14 protein-coding genes are annotated in these 19,356 nt (G+C 67.8%); 5 read left to right on the forward strand and 9 right to left on the reverse strand.

What is annotated here, in order from left to right; translation table 11 throughout:
* Positions 1 to 76 precede the first annotated feature (76 nt).
* From A3OK_RS0116795 to A3OK_RS0116815, 4 genes are all read right to left on the reverse strand, one after another.
* A complete protein-coding gene (locus tag A3OK_RS0116795; RefSeq protein WP_019906050.1) occupies positions 77 to 460 on the reverse strand; it encodes an ester cyclase in 384 nt (127 codons plus the stop codon).
* 51 nt (positions 461 to 511) lie between these two features.
* Entirely contained in the window at positions 512 to 1,375 is an 864-nt protein-coding gene (locus A3OK_RS0116800) for an SDR family oxidoreductase (protein ID WP_019906051.1), read from the reverse strand.
* Entirely contained in the window at positions 1,372 to 2,502 is a 1,131-nt protein-coding gene (gene queG, locus A3OK_RS0116805; RefSeq protein WP_081631260.1) for a tRNA epoxyqueuosine(34) reductase QueG, read from the reverse strand. Before queG ends, A3OK_RS0116800 begins: the two co-directional genes overlap by 4 nt.
* Before the next feature lie 98 nt (positions 2,503 to 2,600).
* Positions 2,601 to 3,293 (reverse strand): glutathione S-transferase family protein, encoded by a 693-nt coding sequence (locus tag A3OK_RS0116815; protein ID WP_019906054.1) that lies wholly within the window; start codon positions 3,291 to 3,293, stop codon positions 2,601 to 2,603.
* Between the two features lie 206 nt (positions 3,294 to 3,499).
* On the opposite strand from A3OK_RS0116815, the gene A3OK_RS0116820 reads away from it, so the two are divergent.
* The 4 genes from A3OK_RS0116820 (at position 3,500) to A3OK_RS0116835 (ending at position 7,412) form a co-directional block, all read left to right on the forward strand.
* Positions 3,500 to 4,303, forward strand: a complete 804-nt coding sequence (locus A3OK_RS0116820) for an undecaprenyl-diphosphate phosphatase (RefSeq protein ID WP_026597349.1) — start codon at positions 3,500 to 3,502, stop codon at positions 4,301 to 4,303.
* Between the two features lie 184 nt (positions 4,304 to 4,487).
* Positions 4,488 to 6,383, forward strand: a complete 1,896-nt coding sequence (locus A3OK_RS0116825; protein WP_026597350.1) for a methylmalonyl-CoA mutase subunit beta — start codon at positions 4,488 to 4,490, stop codon at positions 6,381 to 6,383.
* 65 nt (positions 6,384 to 6,448) lie between these two features.
* On the forward strand, positions 6,449 to 6,835 hold the full coding sequence (locus tag A3OK_RS0116830) for a hypothetical protein (protein WP_019906057.1): 387 nt from the start codon (positions 6,449 to 6,451) through the stop codon (positions 6,833 to 6,835).
* Between the two features lie 244 nt (positions 6,836 to 7,079).
* A complete protein-coding gene (locus A3OK_RS0116835) occupies positions 7,080 to 7,412 on the forward strand; it encodes a hypothetical protein (RefSeq protein WP_245259443.1) in 333 nt (110 codons plus the stop codon).
* Positions 7,413 to 7,417: 5 nt separating this feature from the next.
* Here A3OK_RS0116835 and A3OK_RS0116840 read toward each other — a convergent pair whose 3' ends face one another.
* The 5 genes from A3OK_RS0116840 to A3OK_RS0116860 form a co-directional block, all read right to left on the reverse strand.
* A complete protein-coding gene (locus A3OK_RS0116840; protein ID WP_019906059.1) occupies positions 7,418 to 10,483 on the reverse strand; it encodes an N-6 DNA methylase in 3,066 nt (1,021 codons plus the stop codon).
* Between the two features lie 177 nt (positions 10,484 to 10,660).
* Positions 10,661 to 12,211 carry a sensor domain-containing diguanylate cyclase gene (locus A3OK_RS0116845; RefSeq protein WP_019906060.1) on the reverse strand — a complete coding sequence of 517 codons (1,551 nt, stop codon included), beginning with the start codon at positions 12,209 to 12,211 and terminating at the stop codon, positions 10,661 to 10,663.
* Positions 12,212 to 12,384: 173 nt separating this feature from the next.
* Positions 12,385 to 14,190, reverse strand: a complete 1,806-nt coding sequence (gene lepA / locus A3OK_RS0116850) for a translation elongation factor 4 (RefSeq protein WP_019906061.1) — start codon at positions 14,188 to 14,190, stop codon at positions 12,385 to 12,387.
* 169 nt (positions 14,191 to 14,359) lie between these two features.
* The gene (locus A3OK_RS0116855; protein ID WP_019906062.1) at positions 14,360 to 17,308 is read right to left on the reverse strand and encodes a response regulator; all 2,949 of its coding nucleotides are present in this window, start codon (positions 17,306 to 17,308) and stop codon (positions 14,360 to 14,362) included.
* Positions 17,309 to 17,446: 138 nt separating this feature from the next.
* Positions 17,447 to 18,271 (reverse strand): DUF2470 domain-containing protein, encoded by an 825-nt coding sequence (locus A3OK_RS0116860; protein ID WP_019906063.1) that lies wholly within the window; start codon positions 18,269 to 18,271, stop codon positions 17,447 to 17,449.
* Positions 18,272 to 18,607: 336 nt separating this feature from the next.
* On the opposite strand from A3OK_RS0116860, the gene A3OK_RS0116865 reads away from it, so the two are divergent.
* Positions 18,608 to 19,318 (forward strand): response regulator transcription factor, encoded by a 711-nt coding sequence (locus A3OK_RS0116865; RefSeq protein ID WP_018046124.1) that lies wholly within the window; start codon positions 18,608 to 18,610, stop codon positions 19,316 to 19,318.
* Positions 19,319 to 19,356 lie beyond the last annotated feature (38 nt).

Genomic DNA, 19,356 nt, shown 5'->3' on the forward strand with positions numbered 1-19,356 from the left:
CGCTACCGTCGCCCGCCCGTCCGTCAAGCATCCTGAATGACGAGGCTGCGGTGCGGTCGAGCGAGCCGCCCACGGCTCAGAACATCCCGTTCGGATTGGCGGACGCCTCGGGCAGGATCTGCAGCACGTCCCAGTGCTCGACGATTTTGCCGTGATGATCGAGCCGGAAGATATCCATGGCCGCGTAATCGTGGCTGCCCGGCCAGTGCTGCAGACAATGAAGGACGACCAGATCGCCCTCGGCCACCGCTCGCTTCACCTCGACCCGCTTGCCCGGCCATTCCCGCGCCATGCGCTCGAAGTAAGCGATGAAGCCGTCCTTACCCGTCGCCACATGCGGGTTGTGCTGGATGTACTCGTCGCCACCATAGCGCGCGATCGCCTCGCGCGGCTGGCAGTCGTTGAACATCGTCTCGTAGAAGGAGATCACGTTCGCCTTGTTCCGCGCAGGGTCCGTCATGCCGCTTCTCCTGACTGATCGGGGCCGGTCCCGGGACGAGGATCACGCTGCCTAGCCTCTGGCGTCGGCGACCAGGGCGGCGAGCCCCTCACGGTAGGTCGGATAGGCGAGATCGACCCCGAGCTCCTCGCGGATCAGTCGGTTCCGCACGCGCTTGTTCTCGCCGTAGAAGCTGCGCGCCATCGGGCTCAGATCCGCCGTCTCGAAGTCGATCTCCGGCGGCAAGGGCAGGTTGGCGAGCCCGGCCGCATATTCCGTCACCACCTGCGGCGGCGTCGGTTCGTCGTCGGTGACGTTGTAGATCGCGCCGTTGCGCGGCCTGTCGATGGAGGCGAGCAGCGTCGTCGCGATGTCGTCGACATGGATGCGGTTGAACACCTGACCCGGCTTGATGATGCGTTGGGACTTGCCTTCCCGCAGCTTCACGATCGGGTTGCGGCCCGGCCCGTAGATGCCGGACAGCCGGAACACCTGCACCGCCTTGCCCGTCCGCTCGCCGAGATCGAGCCAGGCCTTCTCCACCGCGATGCGACCGTGCGAGCGACCGCTGGTGGGATTGGGCTGCGTGGTCTCGTCGATCCAGGCGCCCTGCTGATCGCCGTAGATCCCGATGGTGGAGAGATAGCCGATCCAGCCGATCCGGCTTTCGGAGATGGCATCCTGGTAGCGGGCGAGCACCGTGTCGCCGTCGCGCGATGGCGGGGCCGAGACCAGCAGGACGTCCGTATCGGCGAGATCGTCCGCGATCCGCGCGTCATCCGCATCGGGGCCGAAACCGCGCAGGGCGACGTCACCGAGCCCGGCGCCCACTCGCGTCGGGTCGGTGACGGTGGCGCGGATCCGGTCGAACCGTCCGGCCGCGCGCTCGGCGAAGCGGCGCGCCGTGAAGCCGAGGCCGAAGACGAAGAGATTCATGCCGCCGTGTTTCCCGCGTGATCCAGCGCCGCGCGCCATTCGGCGCCGACGTCGCCATCGGTTTCGCCGATGGCATGGCTGTTGAAAAGGTCGCGCAACGCCGCTGCGCCGACAAGGCGGCCCAAGGCCCACACCGCCATGCCGCGCACCAGGGGCGAGGCGTCGGAGAGGCAGCGCTCCGCTTCGGCGGCCAGCGACGGCGCGCCCGAATTGCCGATGGCGATGAGGACGTTGCGCAGGAAGCGGTCGCGCCCCGTGCGCTTCACCGGCGTGCCGGCGAACCGCGCCCGGAACGCCGCGTCGTCGAGGCGCGCCAGTTCGGCGAGCGGCGGTGCGGCGAGGTCGGCCCGCGCGCCGAGGCGCCCTTCTGAGGCGGTGACGGCGAACTTGTTCCAGGGACAGACGGCGAGGCAATCGTCGCAGCCGAAGATGCGGTTGCCGATGGCGGTGCGGAATTCCGGCGCGATCGGCCCCTCGTGCTCGATGGTGAGGTAGGAGATGCAGCGCCTGGCATCGAGCTGGTAGGGCGCGGGAAACGCGGCCGTCGGGCAGATATCGAGGCAGCGGCGGCAGGAACCGCAATGGTCGGCCTCGGGCAGGTCCGGCGCGAAATCGGCCGAGGTGTAGATCGCGCCGAGCAGCAGCCAGTTGCCGTGCTCACGCGAGACCAGCACCGTGTGCTTGCCCTGCCATCCGAGACCTGCGGCGGCAGCGAGAGGCTTCTCCATCACCGGGGCGGTATCGACGAAGACTTTGACGCGGACGTCGCCCTTGGCGGACAGATAGCCGCCGAGCTCCTTCAGCTTGCCCTTCAACACATCGTGATAATCGCGTCTCTGGGCATAGGCCGCGATGGCGCCGCGATCCTTCAGCGCGAGCAGCGCGAGCGGGTCGGTCTCCGGGCCGTAATTCATGCCCAGCATCACGACGCTGCGGACACCCGGCCAGAGAATGGCCGGATCGGCGCGCTGGTCGGCCCGTTCCACCATCCAATCCATGTCGCCATGATGCCCGGCGGCGAGCCAGGCCGGCAGGCGCTCGCGCAGGGCGGGCACGGCATCGGGTGTCGTGACCCGGACGGAATCGAAGCCGAGATGGCGGGCGCGCGCCTCGACGGCCTGCCTCAGGGCATCGCCGGACAGGATCTTGCGCTGCAGACGGCGACCGGCCGCCTGCTTGCCCTCCCGTTCTCTGCCTTCGCCCTGGGGGTGGCCTGCCGGAAGGTTCAGAAATCCAGATCCGCGTAATGGTCGGCCGGAGCCATGCCCGGCACCCGGTCCGCCAGGAGCGTCCGGAACGAGGGGCGCGACTTCAGCCGCGCGTACCAGTCCCTCGCCGTCTCGTCCTCGTCCCATGGCACGTCGCCGAGATAATCCACGCAGGAGAGGTGGGCCGCGGCCGCGAGATCCGCATAGGTCAGATGGTCGCCGGCGATCCACTTCCGGCGGGACATCAGATAGCCGATGTATTTCATATGGTAGCGCACATTGGTCCGCGCCGCGCGGATGGCGTGCATGTCCGGCGGACCGCCGCCATTGGCGCTGGTCATGAAGCGCTTGGAAATCTTCTCGGTGACGAGATAGCCGGTCACCTCCGCGTCGAACTTCACCAGGAACCAGTCGAGCAGGCGACGGACCTCCACGCGCTCGGCGGTGGTTTCCGGCAGGAGCCGGCGCCCGGTGAGGCCGAGACCGCGGGTCTCGTCGAGATATTCGGCGATGATGCCCGCACCCGGCACGGCAAGCCCGGTCTCCTCCACCAGGACCGGCGTCGTACCCGCCGGATTGATGAGCAGGAAGGCCTCGCGGCGGTCCCAGACCCGCTCTTCGACGAGCGCAGGCTCCATCCCCATCTCGCTGAGCACGAGGCGGATGAAGCGCGAATGCGGGCAGAAGGGGGAATGGTGAAGCGTCGCCATAGAGGCCGTTTCGGAGGGGAAGGGATCGCGGGACGCGCCGTGTCGGAGCCGCTTGTGCAAGAGGGTCGGCGAGCATGATTTATTGCCCGATCATTGCCGCCTCATTAACACGCTGAACATGGCCCGGTAACCGCTCGTCAACCCTGATCGTCGACACCCTCTGGCGAACCGCGCTCCCAACCCGAAACAATTGAGGCGATGACATGATGGATGCCATGAGCATCGTGAAGGCGGTCGTGCTTGCCGTCGTCGAGGGCGCCACCGAATTCATCCCGGTCTCCTCCACCGGCCACCAGTTGCTGGTCGGCCATTTCATCGGTTTCCAGTCGCCCAACAACACGTTCGAGGTGCTGATCCAGCTCGGCGCGATCCTGGCGATCCTCGCCGTCTACTTCCGCCGCCTGCTCGGAATCGCCAAGGCCTTCCCCAGCGACCCGAACGCCCGGCGCTTCGTCTACGGCATTCTCCTCGCCTTCCTGCCGGCGGCGATCATCGGCGGCCTGTTCTCGAAATACATCAAGTTCTACCTGTTCAATCCCTGGATCGTCTGCGCGACGCTGGTGGCCGGCGGCCTCGTCCTCCTCGTTCTCGACGAGACTGACCTCGAGGTGAAGAAACGCGACGTCTTCGACTTCACCCTGCCGATGGATTTCAAGATCGGCCTCTTCCAGTGCCTCGCGATGATCCCGGGCGTGTCTCGCTCGGGCGCCACCATCGTCGGCGCGATGCTGATGGGGGCGGACAAGCGCTCGGCCACCGAGTTCTCGTTCTACCTCGCGATCCCGACCATGGCCGGCGCCTTCGCCAAGGATCTCCTCGACAATTACAAGAACCTGTCGAAGGACGATGCCGGATTGATCGTCATCGGCTTCATCGTGGCCTTCATCTCGGCCTTCATCGTCGTACGCACGGTGCTCGACTACGTCTCCTCGCACGGCTTCCGCCTGTTCGCGTGGTGGCGCATCATCGTCGGCTCCCTCGGCTTCGCGGGACTGATCCTGTTCGGATGACGAGGCCCGCGCGCGGGCTGCGATCCGGCGCGGCAAGCAGACGGCGGGAGGCGTTTTCTTTGCCCCCGCCTTGACTTCTTTGATAGGCGCGGCGTGTTGCCCAGCACGCCACGCCGTGCGAGGGCTGTCGCCGACAAAGTCCGGCCATAAGCGGCCGGCGGAAGCGCGTGCCAAGGCCCTGACGATGGAAGATCGCCCCCTCGCCGACCTGTTTCCGACACCGACCCGCGAGCGTTGGCTCGGTCTGGTGGAAGGCGTGCTGAAGGGCGGCGATTTCGAGAAGCGGCTCGTCTCGAAGACGGCGGACGGCATCCGGATCGAGCCGCTCTATGAGCCGGCCGCCCCCGTGGCGCAGCCGATGCGCGCCCCCGGCCCCTGGCGCATCGCCCAGCGGGTCGACCATCCCGACGCGCAGGCCGCGCACGACCTCGCGATGGCCGATCTCGAAGGCGGCGCCGACGCGCTCACTCTGGTCTTTTCGGGCGCCGTCTCCGCGCGCGGTTTCGGGATTACTGCCGAAGACGTGCCGACCCTCGACACGGCGCTGTCCGGCGTGATGCTGTCTCTCATCGCGACGCGCCTCGATGCGGGCGGGCGCGGCCTCGAGGCGGCCCGGCTGGTCCAGGCGCTGGCCGCGCACCGGAACGACGATCTCGGCGCCCTCGATCTCGACCTCGGCCTGGACCCCATCGGCACCCTCGCCGCCACCGGCCGGCTCGATGCGGCGCTTCCCGATATCGGTGCGGCGGTGTCGTCGCTGCTGTCGGAGTTCGACGGGGCCGGCTTCACAGGACGGGCGATGCTCGCCGATGGGCGCCCCTATCACGAGGCCGGCGCCAGCGAGGCCGCCGAACTCGCCGCCACTTTGGCCACGGCCGTCGCCTATCTGCGCATGCTGGAAGCCGGGGGACACGATCTCGCCCGCGCCCGTGACGCCGTCGCCATCCTGCTCGTCGCCGATGCCGACGAGTATCTGACCATCGCCAAGTTCCGCGCCATGCGCCGGCTCTGGGCGCGGGTGGAGGCCGCCTGCGGGCTCGACCCAAAGCCGCTGCGCCTCCATGCCGAGACCGCGTGGCGGATGATGAACCGGCGCGATCCGTTCGTGAACATCCTGCGCACCGGCATGGCGGCCTGCTCGGCCGGCCTCGGTGGCGCGGATTCCGTCGCCATCGTGCCCTACACCGCCTCGCTCGGACTCGCCGATGCCTTCGCCCGGCGCGTCGCCCGCAACAGCCAGATCGTCCTGATCGAGGAATCGAACCTCGCCCGCGTCGCCGATCCGGCGGCCGGAGCCGGCGGTTTCGAGGCGCTGACCGAGGAACTCACCACCACGGCCTGGGCCGCCTTCCAGGCGATCGAACGCGAGGGCGGCATCGTCGCGAGCCTGCAGGCCGGCGCCGTCCAGGCCCGTATCGGCGAGACCCGCGCCACCCGCACGAAGAACATCGCCACGCGCCGCGAGCCGCTGACCGGGGCGAGCGAATTCCCCTTCCTCGCCGAGAAGCCGGTGACGGTCCTCGACCTCGCGCCCAACCAGACGCTGGCACCCGCCTTCGCTCTCGGCGGGACCGGCACCACCACTTGCGAGCCGTTGCCCTCGCTACGTCTCGCCGAGCCCTACGAGGCGCTGCGCGACGCCTCCGACGCCTATCTCGCCAGGACCGGTGGGCGCCCCCTGGTGTTCCTCGCCAATCTCGGGACGGTCGCCGTCTTCAACGCCCGCTCGACCTTCGCCGCCAACGCCTTCGCGGCCGGCGGCATCGAGGCGGTGAACGAAGAGGGTTTCTCGGAGAGCGAAGTCCTGGGCCGGGCCTTCGCGGCCTCCGGTGTGCGCATCGCCTGCCTCTGCTCGTCGGATGCCCTCTACGCGACCCATGCCGTCGACGCGGCCCGGGCCCTCAAGGCCGCCGGCGCGACGACCGTCTATCTCGCGGGCAAGCCGGGTGACCTCGCGGAGGGGCTCAAAGCGGCCGGCGTCGATGCCTATCTCCATGCCGGAGGCGATCTCCTCGCGCTCCTTCAAGCCGCGCTGAGCGAGGCCACGCACGCCGCGCCGAGCGAGACTTCGAAGGCGTGAACCGCAACCGATACGGGATCCGGGACGTTTCCAGCCCCGATCCCGTCTTTGCAGAACAGGCCACGATGCGACGCTTCCTCCTTGCCGCCGGCGCCCTCGCCCTCCTCTCCACCTCCCTCGGGACGGCGGAGGCGGCCAAGCGAAAGGTCTCGGTGCCGAATCGCTACGACGGCAACTGGAGCATCGAAGTCATCACCCAGGACGGACCGTGCGACCGCGCCTATCGCTACGGCGTCCGGATCGCCAAGGGTGAGGCGAGCTATCCGGGCGGCGATTTCGACATCCGGGGCCGCGTCTCCGGCAACGGCGCCGTGCGGGCGACGATCATGCGCGGCTCGGACGGCGCCAACGTCGTCGGACAGCTCGATCGTGGCGGCTACGGCAACGGCACCTGGTCGAGCAACGGCATGATCCGCTGCACCGGTCGCTGGAACGCCGAGAAGCGGGGCTGACGCGGCACCTGTGATCGGCTGAGCACAGCCGACTCACGAAATGGTGAGTCGACGATCTTGCAGTGCAACAGGCCCTGTTCCGGTCCAAGTCTTCGTTGAATACTCGCAACGAATCGGGATCGATCGACTTCAGGGGTTGTGGGCGATGAAGGTTCGGCTGTTTAGCGCTTTCTTGATCCCTCTGGTGACGGCCAGCGTCGCGAACGCCGTCCCGCGCACCCCCGACCACGCCGCTCATGCGGCCATGGTGCCGCTGGAACAGGCGGCCACAGATTGCTTCGCCGAGACAGTGATGGCCAACCCGGCCGCCATGCGTCACGCCAGGGCGGGCCGGTGGTACGAGGCGGCCGGGATCATCGGCTTCCTGTGCCGGCCCGAGGTGGACGCGATGATCCGCACCCACGACCGCCTTTTCGGCACCGGCACCGGCGAGCGCTATTTCAAGATCGCCTACACCAAGCATCTCGGCGGCGAACTCGCCATCCGCCTCAAGCCGATGCTGGAGCGCAAGGCGGTGGCGATCGCCGAACCGCCCGCCGAGAAGACCCTCGACGAGGCGAGCGACAAGGCAGAATAGAGCCGTCAGGCATCCGCGTCCTCGAAGACGGGCTCGGCGATGCGGTCCGCCACGGCAAGGCGCGGGTCGGGGCCGAGGAGCGTCTCGACCAGGGCATCGATGCGCGCCGACACGCCCCCCTCGCGTAAGGCGTTCCGCACCAGGGCTCGCGCCTGCTGGAACGAGGCCTCCGCCGGCAGCACGACGGAGGCCGCGATCTCCTCCGCGACTGCGCCTTCCGCCGCCAATGCGGCATGGACCGCCTCGCGAGGGTCGAAGCGCGGGATCGGAAGCGTGAACATCAGCTTGTCGAAGTCACGCACACCCTGCTCCCCCCGACTTTGCAGATGGGCGATGCGGATGCGGACGGCTTCGCTGTTCAGGATGGCGATGAGGAAGCGCGCTTCCTCGTCAGTCGGAACATCGGCCCAGTAGAGCTTGTGATCGATGATCCCGCGGCGATCCCTGAGGATACAAGCCGCAGGCCACTTTCCAGCCTTGGTGAAGACAACGCGTATGGGCGGCATCGGAAACTGTGAGGATAGCCCACGCTGAAAATCCCAGCGCTGTTTCAGGGAGATGCGCCCCGCGCCGTGTTGTGCCCATTCTGCCTCGGCTTGCCGTAACCATGCTCCGAGCCGGGGAGCACTGCGGTCGCTGGCCTGTTTCGCGTCGAGCATAGTCCCACCGGACGTCACCGGCACGATGCCTTCGAAGGGTCTCAGGACGCGAAAGGGCGCGATTGATTCGCCGAGATAGACAGGCTGGACATAGGCAGCTTCGACCGCGCCCTGCTGAGCCGGCAGATCTCGCCAAGGTGCCTTCTCCTGTGCGGAACGGCGACTCCGCAAAAGAGGCGCAGCGGCATTGCCACCAAGTCGACCAGCCTGGACACGCTCCACCAAGCACAGCATCCGCGGGACCAGAGTGGCACCTTGATGAAACAGTGGGCGATAGGGTGAGCCGGCATTGAAATTCGCGGCCGCGGGCGCATCGGCCTGCTCCTGACGCAGACACCGGTCGGCCACCTCCTCGGGCACATCCTTGGAAGGGAGCCGCCCCGAGAAAGCCGTCACCCGCCCCGGCATCGGCCGGGCCTCCCCCGCCGTCACATCGGCGAACAGCACGCAGGTCGGGACCCTGAACAGCGGCGAGACCGCCTGATTGTCGAGCATCCAGGCCTCGGAGAACGCGACCCGGACGCCCGTCCAGTCGCCGGTGCGGAAGGCACGGAACTGGCCGCGGCTCATCGCGGCGAGCGGCAGGACCATGGCGACCCGTCCCCCCATCCCGCCCTCCTCGGAAGGACGGGCGTAGAGTTCCGCGGCCCGCGCGAAGAACAGGCCCGACAGGTCGGTCTGCGTCACCAGCCGCGCCTCGTCGGGTCCGACCCAGATCCCGAGCCGACGCGCCGTATCACGGAACAGCGCCTGCAGCGCCGGAGCCATGAAACGATACGAGAGCCAGGGCGGGTTGCCGATGACGACATCGACCCTGGCGCCATCCGACAGGGCGACCGGGCGGCTGAGGTTGCGCGCGAAGAAGCCCCAGACATGGTCGCGGCCCGCCCGGCGCAATCGGTCGTAGGTGGCGTAGGTGGTGCGCAGTGTTTCGTGCTGCTCGGCCGGGATGCCGAGGCCGGCGAGACCTCGGGCGAAGGCCTCGGCCGTGCGGCCGGCCTCGCTGGCATCGTGCATGGCCGTGACCACGCGATCGAACAGCGGCGGGTCGGCGCAGAGGCCGAGGGGGAAGCGCAGGGTCGGCGACCCCTTCCTGCCCTCGCGGGGATCGCGCGGCACCTCGACCACGAGGTCGCTCTCGAAGGCGTCGCGCTTCACGTTCCATTGCAGCGCGTCGCCGAGATAGACCGGCAGCGAGATATCGCCGCCGCGCCCCGGCAGGGCATCGCCCAGGGCCAGGAGGTAGGTCACGCGGGCGAAGATGACCGCGACCGGGTGCACGTCCAACCCCGTCACGGAGGCGCAGCAGCGCGAAGCGATCTCCGTGAGGGGCACGCCTGCCGCGATCAGGGCCTCGCGCTTGAGGCGCACGGCATGGAAGAGGAAGCTGCCCGAGCCGCAGGCGGGGTCGAGGCAGGTCTGCTCGGCCGGCCGGTCGATGGCGCGCCGGACCACCTTCCGGGCGAGCCAATCCGGCGTGTAATACTCGCCGAGATCGTGGCGCTGCGCCGGATCGATCAGGGATTCGTAGAGAACCTTGAGCAGATCGACATCGACGCTGCCGAGATCGAACCGGGCGGCATGCGCCGCGAGGCTGGCGACGATGGCCTCTCCGCCCGGCGCCTGGAGCACCCAACCGAAGAAATCCGTCTCGACCGCGCCGTGGACCCCCGCTTCGTGGAAGGCGCGCCCCGACAGCAAATCCTCCGGCGAGCGGCCGGTCGCTCCCATGGTTCCGGCAGCGATCGCCTTGGCCAGGATGACGAGATAGGTGTGCTGGAGCCACAGCGTATCGTCGTCGATGGCCTTGCCGTAGACGAAGCCGAGATGGCGCGACCAGAGTTGGCGCTTCAGCACCGCCTCCGGGTCGGCGGACAGCGCATCCCAGGCCTTGGCGAGCAGGCCGAGGGTCCGCGCGAAGGCCGCGCTCTGGCGGCCGAGTTCGTTGGTGATCCCGGTGGCGTCCGCCGGCAGCCAGTCGAGGACGGCGATGACGCCTTCGAGCCAGGCGGTGAGGCCGCGCGCCTCCGTCAGCCTCACCTCGTGCTCGGTGAGCCGGACCAGCGCGCCGTCCCTCATCTCGTAGGCCAGGAACGAGGCACCGTCGGTGGCGAGACCGACATAGCGCTGGCCGGTGGCGCCTTCGCGTTCCGGCAGATAACGCGTGAGCTGCGCCTCGGCCTCCCTGCCTTCCCTGCGCAGGTCGGACTTGATCTCGACGATCGTCCGGCCCAGCAACGCGTCGAGGCGACCTCTAACCTCAGGTATCTTTCTCTCGAAGAAGATCTGCTCGCTGCGGGCACCGAGGGCCTCGGTCAGCAGACGGTAGAGCAACGCTCTCACCTTCTCATGCCCCGGACGCGTCAGGAGTTCTGCGACTATCGCGCCGAGCGCGTCATCGTCGATCGGCATCGGCGGCTCCTTCAAGAGAGGAGCGAAATAATATACCTCAGGTTGCCCATCAAGTCGCGATCGGAGCCACACACAGGTTGTCTGTGACCGCCATTCAAGCCGTCTCGCGGCTGTCGATGCCGAGCGTTCCCGCGAAATCCGCGCAACGCCGAGGCAGTGCCCCCGTCTCAGTCGGCTTCAGGCAGGGGCGCCCGTCAGGCGAACGCCGCCTTGCCGGCGGTCCCCCGTCCCGTGACGACGCTCGGCGCAGCGGGTCTGGTTGCGGCCGTTGGCCTTGGCCTCGTAGAGGGCGGCATCCGCGAGCCGGTAAAGGTCGGACGGCGTGAGGAGGTCTCCTCCGGGGGCGCCCATCGTCGCGACGCCGATGCTGACCGTCACCGATCCGGCTGCGATCTGCGCCGATTCGACGGACAGGCGCGCCACCTCGGCATGGACCCTGTCGGCGATGCGCAGGGCCGCGGATTCATCGCCGTCCTGGACCAGGATCACGAACTCCTCGCCGCCCACCCGGCAGACGAGGTCGACGGGACGCTGAAGGCTGTCCGACAGACACTGAGCGAGTTTACGCAGCACGTCGTCGCCGACCGAATGTCCATAGCGGTCGTTGTAGCGCTTGAAGTGATCGGCATCGATGACCAGCAGCGCGACCGGCTTGCCGGAATGAAGGGCTTCACCCCGCAAGGTCGCCAGCGCTTCCTCGAAACGGCGGCGGTTCGGCAAGCCGGTCAACGCATCGGTGAGCGATTGCCGGGCGAGTTCGGCCTGCATGGCGCCGCGGCGGTTCAGCTCCCGTCCGAACAGCAGCGAGAGGCTGATGGTGAGGCCACAGAGGGCGAGCACGACGGCGCTGATGACGATGGCCTTCGCCCGCCACTCGGCCTCGATCTCATCCACCGACAAGGCGACGTTGAGGATCAACGGCAGCGACCCGACCTGCGTGAAGGCATAGTGCCGCTGGACCGCGTCGCGGCTGGAGGCTCCGACGAAGCTGCCGCTGACGGTTTGAACGAACCGGTTGAAATTGGAGGATCCGGCGATGCTGACGCCGATATCCTCCTCCTTGTACGGGTAGCGCATGATGCGCGTGCCATCGTGCAGGTACAGGTTGATCGCGCCCTCGCGCCCGAGTCCGATGCTGTCGAACAGGCGAGTGAAGTAGGACAGTTTCAGGGTTCCCAGAACCACTCCGTCGAACGATCCGTCCGCCCTGTCGAGACGACGGCTCAGCACCATCACCCGGGCGCCCGTCAGGCGCGAGATCAGCGGCCGGCTGATATAGAGGCCACGGCCGCCCTGGGCCTTGTGCGCCTGGAAATAGTCCCGATCGAAATTGTTGGTCGGGCGCGCCGGGATCGCATTCCCGTCGAGAATGCTGTCGCCTTTCTCGTCGAGCACGAGAAGCACGCCCATATCCTGTGCCGTGATCGCCCGGTCGAACAGGATCAGCTGGCGCAGTTCGGGCGACACATCCGCCAAGGTCGGATTTTTCACATTGTCGGCGACACCCTGCAGAGAGAGATCGATGATCTCGATATTGCGGGCGATGTCGCGCTCGATGACCTGCAGAAGGTTCCGCGAGGTCTGCTCGGCCTTGTCCCAGGCATCCTGCCGCAGGTCGAGCAACATGATGCCGGACACCACGACCATGCCGACCGGCGCCAGGATTCCGAAAGCGATCCAGCTACGCGCCGAGCGAAGCCTGCGGGCGAGTCGACGCAGCAGGACCATCGGTACTCCCTCCCAGGCTCCCGTATCGGTGCCTGGTACGTGTCACGCCCATCGCTTAGCGGGCCTCGCTGCCTCGGATGATCGACGTTGAGTCAGACTCGTTAAGGCTTCGTTATGGGCGTCCCGGAGGACCGAAGCGGCAAGAATCCGATTCCGTCCTCCAAAGTAGCGGCTCAATCGTCCATCTTCAGCGCGGCGATGAAGGCTTCCTGCGGGATCTCCACGCGGCCGAACTGGCGCATCTTCTTCTTGCCCTCCTTCTGCTTGTCGAGGAGCTTACGCTTGCGCGAGATGTCGCCGCCGTAGCACTTCGCCGTCACGTCCTTGGACAGGGCCTTGATGGTCTCGCGGGCGATGATCTTGCCGCCCAAGGCCGCCTGGACCGGGATCTGGAACAGGTGGCGCGGGATCAAGTCCTTCAGCTTCTCGCACATGGCGCGGCCGCGATGCTCGGCGCGGCTGCGATGGACCAGCATCGAGAGGGCGTCCACCGGCTCGGCATTGACGAGGATCGACATCTTGACGAGGTCGCCCTCGCGATAATCCGAGATGTGGTAGTCGAAGCTCGCATAGCCCTTGGAGATCGACTTCAGGCGGTCGTAGAAATCGAACACCACTTCGTTGAGCGGCAGGTCGTAGACGACCATGGCGCGTTTTCCCACGTAGTTGAGGTCGACCTGGGTGCCGCGCCGGTCCTGGCAGAGCTTCAACACACCGCCGAGATATTCGTCGGGCGTGAGGATGGTGGCGCGGATCCAGGGCTCCTCGATCGCCGTGATCTTCATCACGTCCGGCATGTCGGCCGGGTTGTGCAACTCCTTGATCGTCCCGTCGGTCATCTGCAGGCGGTAGACCACGGAGGGCGCCGTCGAGATGAGGTCGAGGTTGAACTCGCGCTCCAGGCGCTCCTGGATGATCTCGAGGTGCAACAGGCCGAGGAAGCCGCAGCGGAAGCCGAAGCCGAGCGCCGCCGATGTCTCCATTTCATAGGAGAACGAGGCGTCGTTGAGCCGCAGCTTGCTCATGGCGCTGCGCAGGGTCTCGAACTCGGCCGCATCGACGGGGAAGAGCCCGCAGAACACCACCGACTGCACGTCCTTGAAGCCCGGCAGCATCTCCTTGCAGGGCCGCTTGTCCTCGGTGAGCGTGTCGCCCACGCGTGTATCGGCGACCTCCTTGATCGAACCGGTGAAGAAGCCGACCTCGCCGGGGCCGAGTTCGCCGATATCCGCCATCTTCGGCCGGAACACGCCGATCTTGTCGACACCGTGTACGGCGTCGGCCCGCATCATGCGGATGTTCATGCCCTTCTTGAGCACGCCGTCGACGATGCGCACGAGCACCACGACGCCGAGATAGACGTCGTACCAGCTGTCCACCAGCAGGGCCTTGAGGGGCGCGTCGCGGTCGCCCTTCGGGGCCGGCAGGCGCTTGACGATGGCTTCGAGCACCGCCTCGATGTTGAGGCCGCTTTTCGCCGAGATCGCCACCGCCTCGGAGGCGTCGATGCCGATCACCTCCTCGATCTGGGCGCGGATGCGCTCCGGCTCGGCAGCCGGCAGGTCGATCTTGTTGAGGACGGGCACGATCTCGTGGTTGGCGTCGAGCGCTTGGTAGACGTTGGCGAGCGTCTGCGCCTCGACGCCCTGAGAGGCGTCGACCACGAGGAGCGAGCCCTCGCAGGCCGCGAGACTCCGGGACACCTCGTAGGCGAAATCCACGTGGCCGGGGGTGTCCATCAGGTTGAGGATGTAATCCTTGCCATCCTCGGCCTTGTATTCGAGGCGCACGGTCTGCGCCTTGATGGTGATGCCGCGCTCCTTCTCGATGTCCATCGAGTCGAGCATCTGCTCGCTCATGTCGCGCAGGGCCACCGTGCCGGTGGTCTGGATCAACCGATCCGCCAGCGTCGACTTGCCGTGGTCGATATGCGCGACGATGGAAAAATTGCGGATGTTGTCGATGGGGACGGTGGTCATCGAGGGGTCTGTCTCCGGCGCGGTCGCGGTCCGTCGGCGTAAGGACGGGCCCGGCGCACGGCTTTTTGGTGTGTGGACGCGCGTCGGGAGATAGCAGCGCGGCCCCCACACGCCAAGCGGAGCCGCATCAGCACGTGGTCGCGCCCCCCCGATCGATCCGCGGCGGGGCTCAGAGCAGGGCCACGGTCCGTCGGATCTCGGGCATGGTCGGCCCCGTGATCTCGTGGACCATGCGGTTCATCAGATCCCGGGCGATCCGGCTGCGCCCGCATGCGCCGTCTCTCTCGATGCCGGCCGGGGCGGCGGCGAGCGCCCGGTAGGATCTGGCGAGATCGCGAAACCCGGTCCGGTCCGCATGGACCGCGATGGAGGCCGCGTCGGCCGCGTCGGGGTCCTGGCCGGATCGCTCGACGAGGCTGACCAGAGCGCGCACGGCCTCGCGGGCCGCTTCCGTGCCGATCTCGGCACTCAGGGCGTCGAAGGCCGTCCGGTCGAAGATCGGCGGCCGTTCCGGCATGGGCATGCCCTCGCCGCTCTCGCGCAGGACGATGGCCGAGAGCTGCCCGCCCACGGCCCGGGACAGGGTCGGAAGATCGAAGGGCTTGCCGAGATGGCCGTTGGCTCCGGCCTCGTTCAGGGCACGAACCCGCTCCGGCATCACGTTGGCGCTCATGGCCAGGACCGGCACGCGACGCGAAGGGTGCTGCAGGGACCGGATGCGCCGGATGGCCGTGATCCCGTCCATTCCGGGCATCGACACATCCATCAGGACGAGATCGTAGCCGCTGGCCTGCACCGCGAGGATGGCCGCCTCGCCGCTATCGACCATGTCGACGCCGTATCCCAGGCGCTTCAGCATCGCCTGGACGACCTCCTGGTTGATCCGGTTGTCTTCGACGACGAGGATGCGGCCGGCACCGGGCTCGCCGCCTTTCGGAGCCGGGGCGGTCCGGTTCACGATCGGCGCCGGCGCCAGCGAGAGTGAGAAGCGGTAGGCCGCCGTTTCGCCGAGGGGCGTGCTCCGGTCGATGCGTCCACCGCCCATGAGCCCGACGAGGCGCTGGGCGATGATGAAGCCGAGGCCGCTGCCGTCGAGGGCCGTGGCGCGGGATGCGAGATGCTCCGGGTCGTCGCCGGCATTGGCGGTCACGGCCACGCGCCACCGCCCGACGGAATCGCCGCGGCGCGGCCCCTGCAATGCGAGGGTGACCTTGCCCCGGTCGAGCGTACCGATGGCGTCGTTGAGCAGGTTGAGGAGGATCTGCCTCAGGCGGCGCTCGTCACCGAGGACGTGGCGGGGTCCGTCGCAGGCGACGACCACGTCGATGGTGAGGTCCCGTCCCTCGGCCACGGGCCTCACGAGATCGGCCGCCTCGCTCACCAGAGCGGGCAGGTCGAGAGGAATGCTGTCGAGGCGCAGGTCGCCGGCCTCGGCCCTGGCATAGTCGAGAACGTCGTCCACCGCGCCGATGAGCGTATCGGTGGCCGCCCCCACGAGCGCGAGATAGCGCACCTGGTCGGGTGAGAGATCGGCCGTATGGGCGAGGAGGTCGGCGAACCCCTTGATCGTCGTCAGCGGCGTCCGGATCTCGTGGCTCATCAGGCCCATGAACTCGGATTTCGCCCGGCTCGCATTCTCGGCCTTGGCCTGTGCCAGCTCGGCGACATCGCGGGCCATGCGCAGTTCGTCGGCCTGATCCTGCCGCTTCGTCACGTCCCTCAGGGTCGAGATCACGTTCGGCGCTTCCGGCGCCGCCGAGGCCAGGATGTCGTTGATCGCCTCGATCCAGATCCAGCGTCCGTCCGCGTGGCGCATCCGGAACAGGGACACAGTGCTCGGCCGGTCGGGACCGAGCCGGGCATCCGCCGTGGCGAAGGCGGCGAGATCGTCGGGATGGATGCGGACGCGCGGATCGAAGCCGGGTCCTTCCGTGCCGAACAGCGCCGCACCGGAGGGCGAGACATAGGCGATGCGCCAATCGGCATGACGCAGGATGACGACGTCGGTCATGGTCTCGGCGAGGAGCTGGTAATGCGCCCGGCTCGCCTCGAGCTCGCGGCCGCGCTCGGCGACCCTGACCTCGAGCAGCGCATGGGACTCCGCGATGGCGGCGCGCTGCTCGGCCGAGACACGGGACGCCGTCACCAGCGCCATGCCGATCTGGTTCACTTCGCGAATCTCGCCGGTGGGCATGTCGACGGGATCGCCGCGCCCGATCGCTTCGGCGGCCCGCGTCAGGGCTCGCACCGCTTTCGCCACCTGCCGGGTGTAGATCCAGGCGATGATCCCGCCGCTGCCGACCAGAGCCACGGCGAGGAAGGCCAGGACCGAGAGCGAGCGATAGAGCGGGGCCTCGAACGCCTCTTTGTCCAGGCCGGTGACCACCGTCCAATCGGAGGCTCCCGAGCGATGTCGGAACTCCATGACGCTCGCCTCCGCCTTCTCCCAATCTTCCAGAAGCTGGGGCTGAGACGAAGATGCAGGCGGGCCTTTCTCGGAGAGATCGGATGGGTCCGGCGCATCGTCGGTCCGCGCGATGACACGCTTCGCGCCATCGACGAAGACGGCGGAGAACGGATCGGCGATATCCGCCTGCGCGATCAGGCGGAGGAAGTGGTCCATGCGCACGGCGATGGAGACATACATCTCCAGCGTTCCGCCACGCAGGACCGGCGCGCAGATCAGGACGATGTCGACCCCGCTCATCACGCTCTTGATGGCCGGCGAGACGACCGGGCGTCGGGTCGCGACCAGCTTCGCGGCGATCTCGGGACGAGGGGAGGTCGGCATCGCGGCGCCGGCGGGCACGCGGGTGTTGACGATCTGGCGACCGTCGAGGCGCACGAGGGACACCGTGAATTCGGTGGTGTCCACGAGTGCACGGCCCTGTGCGTCGAATCGCGCCCAATCCTCGGCGTCGATCGACGGCGAGGTCGCCAGCGTCCGCGCCATGGTCGTCATCTCCGACAGGTCGCGGTCGAGGCGCTCCCGGAGATGATCTCCGGTGAGCTGCCCCATCGTCGCGAGGCGGGCCCGCTCCGCCGAGACGTACCAGTCGGTGGTGACGACGGCGAGCATCACGAGGGGAAGTGCGACGGCGAGCGCGAAGACCATCATGGTCGCCACCGCCGAGTGTTGCCCCCGCTCTCCGCTCCTGCGCACCGCTCGCCATCCCGTCGATGGGCGTACCGATCGGACGCCTGCCTCCCCTCACCTAGGCGCAGAGTCGTTTCGAATACGTAGCGGACGCTCGACTTAGCCGGCGGACGGGACGGGCTCGCGCGCCTTCGCGGCCATCTCGACCAGGATCTTGCGCAGGCCGCCCATATCGGTGACCGGCGCCGGATAGCGGATGCGCGCGGTACGGTCGCCGGCGAGGAGATCCATGCCCTCCGGGTCGAGCCCGGTCAGGCGCCAGGGCCCGTCGCCGCCGCCCTCGATCTTCGCGTAGAGAGCGAGCGCGTCGGCATGGTCCGCGTTCATGTGCTCGACCGCGCCGCGCTCGCCGGCCATCAGGGCCTCGGCGCCGGAGAGATCGAGACGAAGTTCGGCGGGCGTCAGCGTCGCAGCCTTGGCAAAACCGCCATTGAGATGCCCGGCGCTCGGCTCCAGGGCGAAGAAACCGAAATCCGGGAAGTCGGCATAGAGCTTCGCCTTCGGATGACGGGCGACGAAGCGCTCGCGGATGCGCGGCTCCTTCGTCTGCGTCGCGCGCCCCGTGACGGTGAGCCGGGGATGGGCCAGGGGATCGCCCTTGCCGCCGGCACTGAACAGCAGCGAGGCGCGCGGATCGGCGAGGAGGTTGCGCGTATGCGCCGACAACCGCGACAGCAGCATCAGCGGCGTGCCGTCGACATCCGTGGCGATGGTGACCAGGGAGGCGAACGGCATCCCGTCCTGGGCGTCGAGGGTGGCCAGCGCACCGGACCGGATGCTGCGCAGAAGATGCCGGGCGAGGCCGATCGCATCGAAGGGTGCCTCGGAGGCCGGCAGCGGAGCGGCGGGCCCTCGCCGCTGCGGCGACGCATCGGCCTGCGCACCCTCGACCCGACCATCCTCGACCCGCGTATCGTCAGCCATGTTGCGCCCTGCCCTCATGTGGTTTCGACCGGGGTCCCGGACCGCCGGCCTCCATTCAGAATCGCGATGATAATGGTTTGCGGACTGCTTGCGCGAGGCCGCCGGACTGCGGCACGACGGCCTCAGTCAAGCGGCAAATCGGCCTAGATATCGAGCAAGCTCGCTTTTTTGAACCGAACTCTTTACACAGCCTGACTCTCCGCGCGCATGCGGCCCTGCTTTCGAATGGTCCGCCAGCGCGTTTTGCCGGCCCTCGTTTTCGGAGGGCGGGATGCGGAGACGTTTTTAGCGAACCGACGTCCGCGAAGGCCGCATCCGAGCAACAGGGAACGCGCAATGCCCACCATCGCCCTCGTGGACGACGACAGAAACATCCTCACCTCCGTCTCGATCGCCCTCGAGACCGAAGGCTACAGGATCCAGACCTATACCGACGGTGCCTCGGCCCTGGACGGGCTGAAGCATTCCCCCCCGGACCTCGCCATCTTCGACATCAAGATGCCGCGCATGGACGGAATGGAGCTGCTGCGTCGCCTGCGTCAGAAATCCGATCTGCCGGTGATCTTCCTGACCTCGAAGGACGAGGAGATCGACGAGCTCTTCGGCCTCAAGATGGGCGCCGACGACTTCATCCATAAGCCGTTCTCACAGCGGCTACTGGTGGAGCGGGTCAAGGCGGTCCTGCGACGCTTCGCCCCCAAGGACGGCCCCGGTGCCGCGGCGCGCGAGGCGGATGCCGCCGCCCGGTCGCTGGAGCGCGGCCTTCTGATGATGGACCCGGAGCGACATACCTGCACCTGGAAGGGTGAGGCCGTCACGCTGACGGTGACCGAGTTCCTGATCCTGCAGGCGCTGGCCCACCGGCCCGGCGTCGTGAAGAGCCGCAACGCCCTCATGGACGCGGCCTACGACGATCAGGTTTACGTGGACGACCGCACCATCGACAGCCACATCAAGCGGCTGCGCAAGAAGTTCAAGGTGGTCGACACCAACTTCGACATGATCGAGACCTTGTACGGTGTCGGCTACCGCTTCAAGGAAGGTTGAGCGTGACGCAACGGCGAGCGGGATTCTCGCGCGACGAC

Source organism: Methylobacterium sp. 77 (assembly GCF_000372825.1).
Taxonomy (GTDB): Bacteria; Pseudomonadota; Alphaproteobacteria; order Rhizobiales; family Beijerinckiaceae; genus Methylobacterium.

Coding starts and splice junctions, on each gene's coding strand:
- A3OK_RS0116820 (WP_026597349.1), top strand. CDS start 3,500: ATGGATGCCATGAGCATCGTGAAGGCGGTCGTGCTTGCCGTCGTCGAG.
- A3OK_RS0116860 (WP_019906063.1), bottom strand. CDS start 18,271: ATGGCTGACGATACGCGGGTCGAGGATGGTCGGGTCGAGGGTGCGCAG.
- A3OK_RS0116840 (WP_019906059.1), bottom strand. CDS start 10,483: ATGCCGATCGACGATGACGCGCTCGGCGCGATAGTCGCAGAACTCCTG.
- A3OK_RS0116825 (WP_026597350.1), top strand. CDS start 4,488: ATGGAAGATCGCCCCCTCGCCGACCTGTTTCCGACACCGACCCGCGAG.
- A3OK_RS0116800 (WP_019906051.1), bottom strand. CDS start 1,375: ATGAATCTCTTCGTCTTCGGCCTCGGCTTCACGGCGCGCCGCTTCGCC.
- A3OK_RS0116865 (WP_018046124.1), top strand. CDS start 18,608: ATGCCCACCATCGCCCTCGTGGACGACGACAGAAACATCCTCACCTCC.
- lepA (WP_019906061.1), bottom strand. CDS start 14,190: ATGACCACCGTCCCCATCGACAACATCCGCAATTTTTCCATCGTCGCG.
- A3OK_RS0116845 (WP_019906060.1), bottom strand. CDS start 12,211: ATGGTCCTGCTGCGTCGACTCGCCCGCAGGCTTCGCTCGGCGCGTAGC.
- A3OK_RS0116795 (WP_019906050.1), bottom strand. CDS start 460: ATGACGGACCCTGCGCGGAACAAGGCGAACGTGATCTCCTTCTACGAG.
- A3OK_RS0116855 (WP_019906062.1), bottom strand. CDS start 17,308: ATGATGGTCTTCGCGCTCGCCGTCGCACTTCCCCTCGTGATGCTCGCC.
- A3OK_RS0116815 (WP_019906054.1), bottom strand. CDS start 3,293: ATGGCGACGCTTCACCATTCCCCCTTCTGCCCGCATTCGCGCTTCATC.
- A3OK_RS0116835 (WP_245259443.1), top strand. CDS start 7,080: ATGGTGCCGCTGGAACAGGCGGCCACAGATTGCTTCGCCGAGACAGTG.
- A3OK_RS0116830 (WP_019906057.1), top strand. CDS start 6,449: ATGCGACGCTTCCTCCTTGCCGCCGGCGCCCTCGCCCTCCTCTCCACC.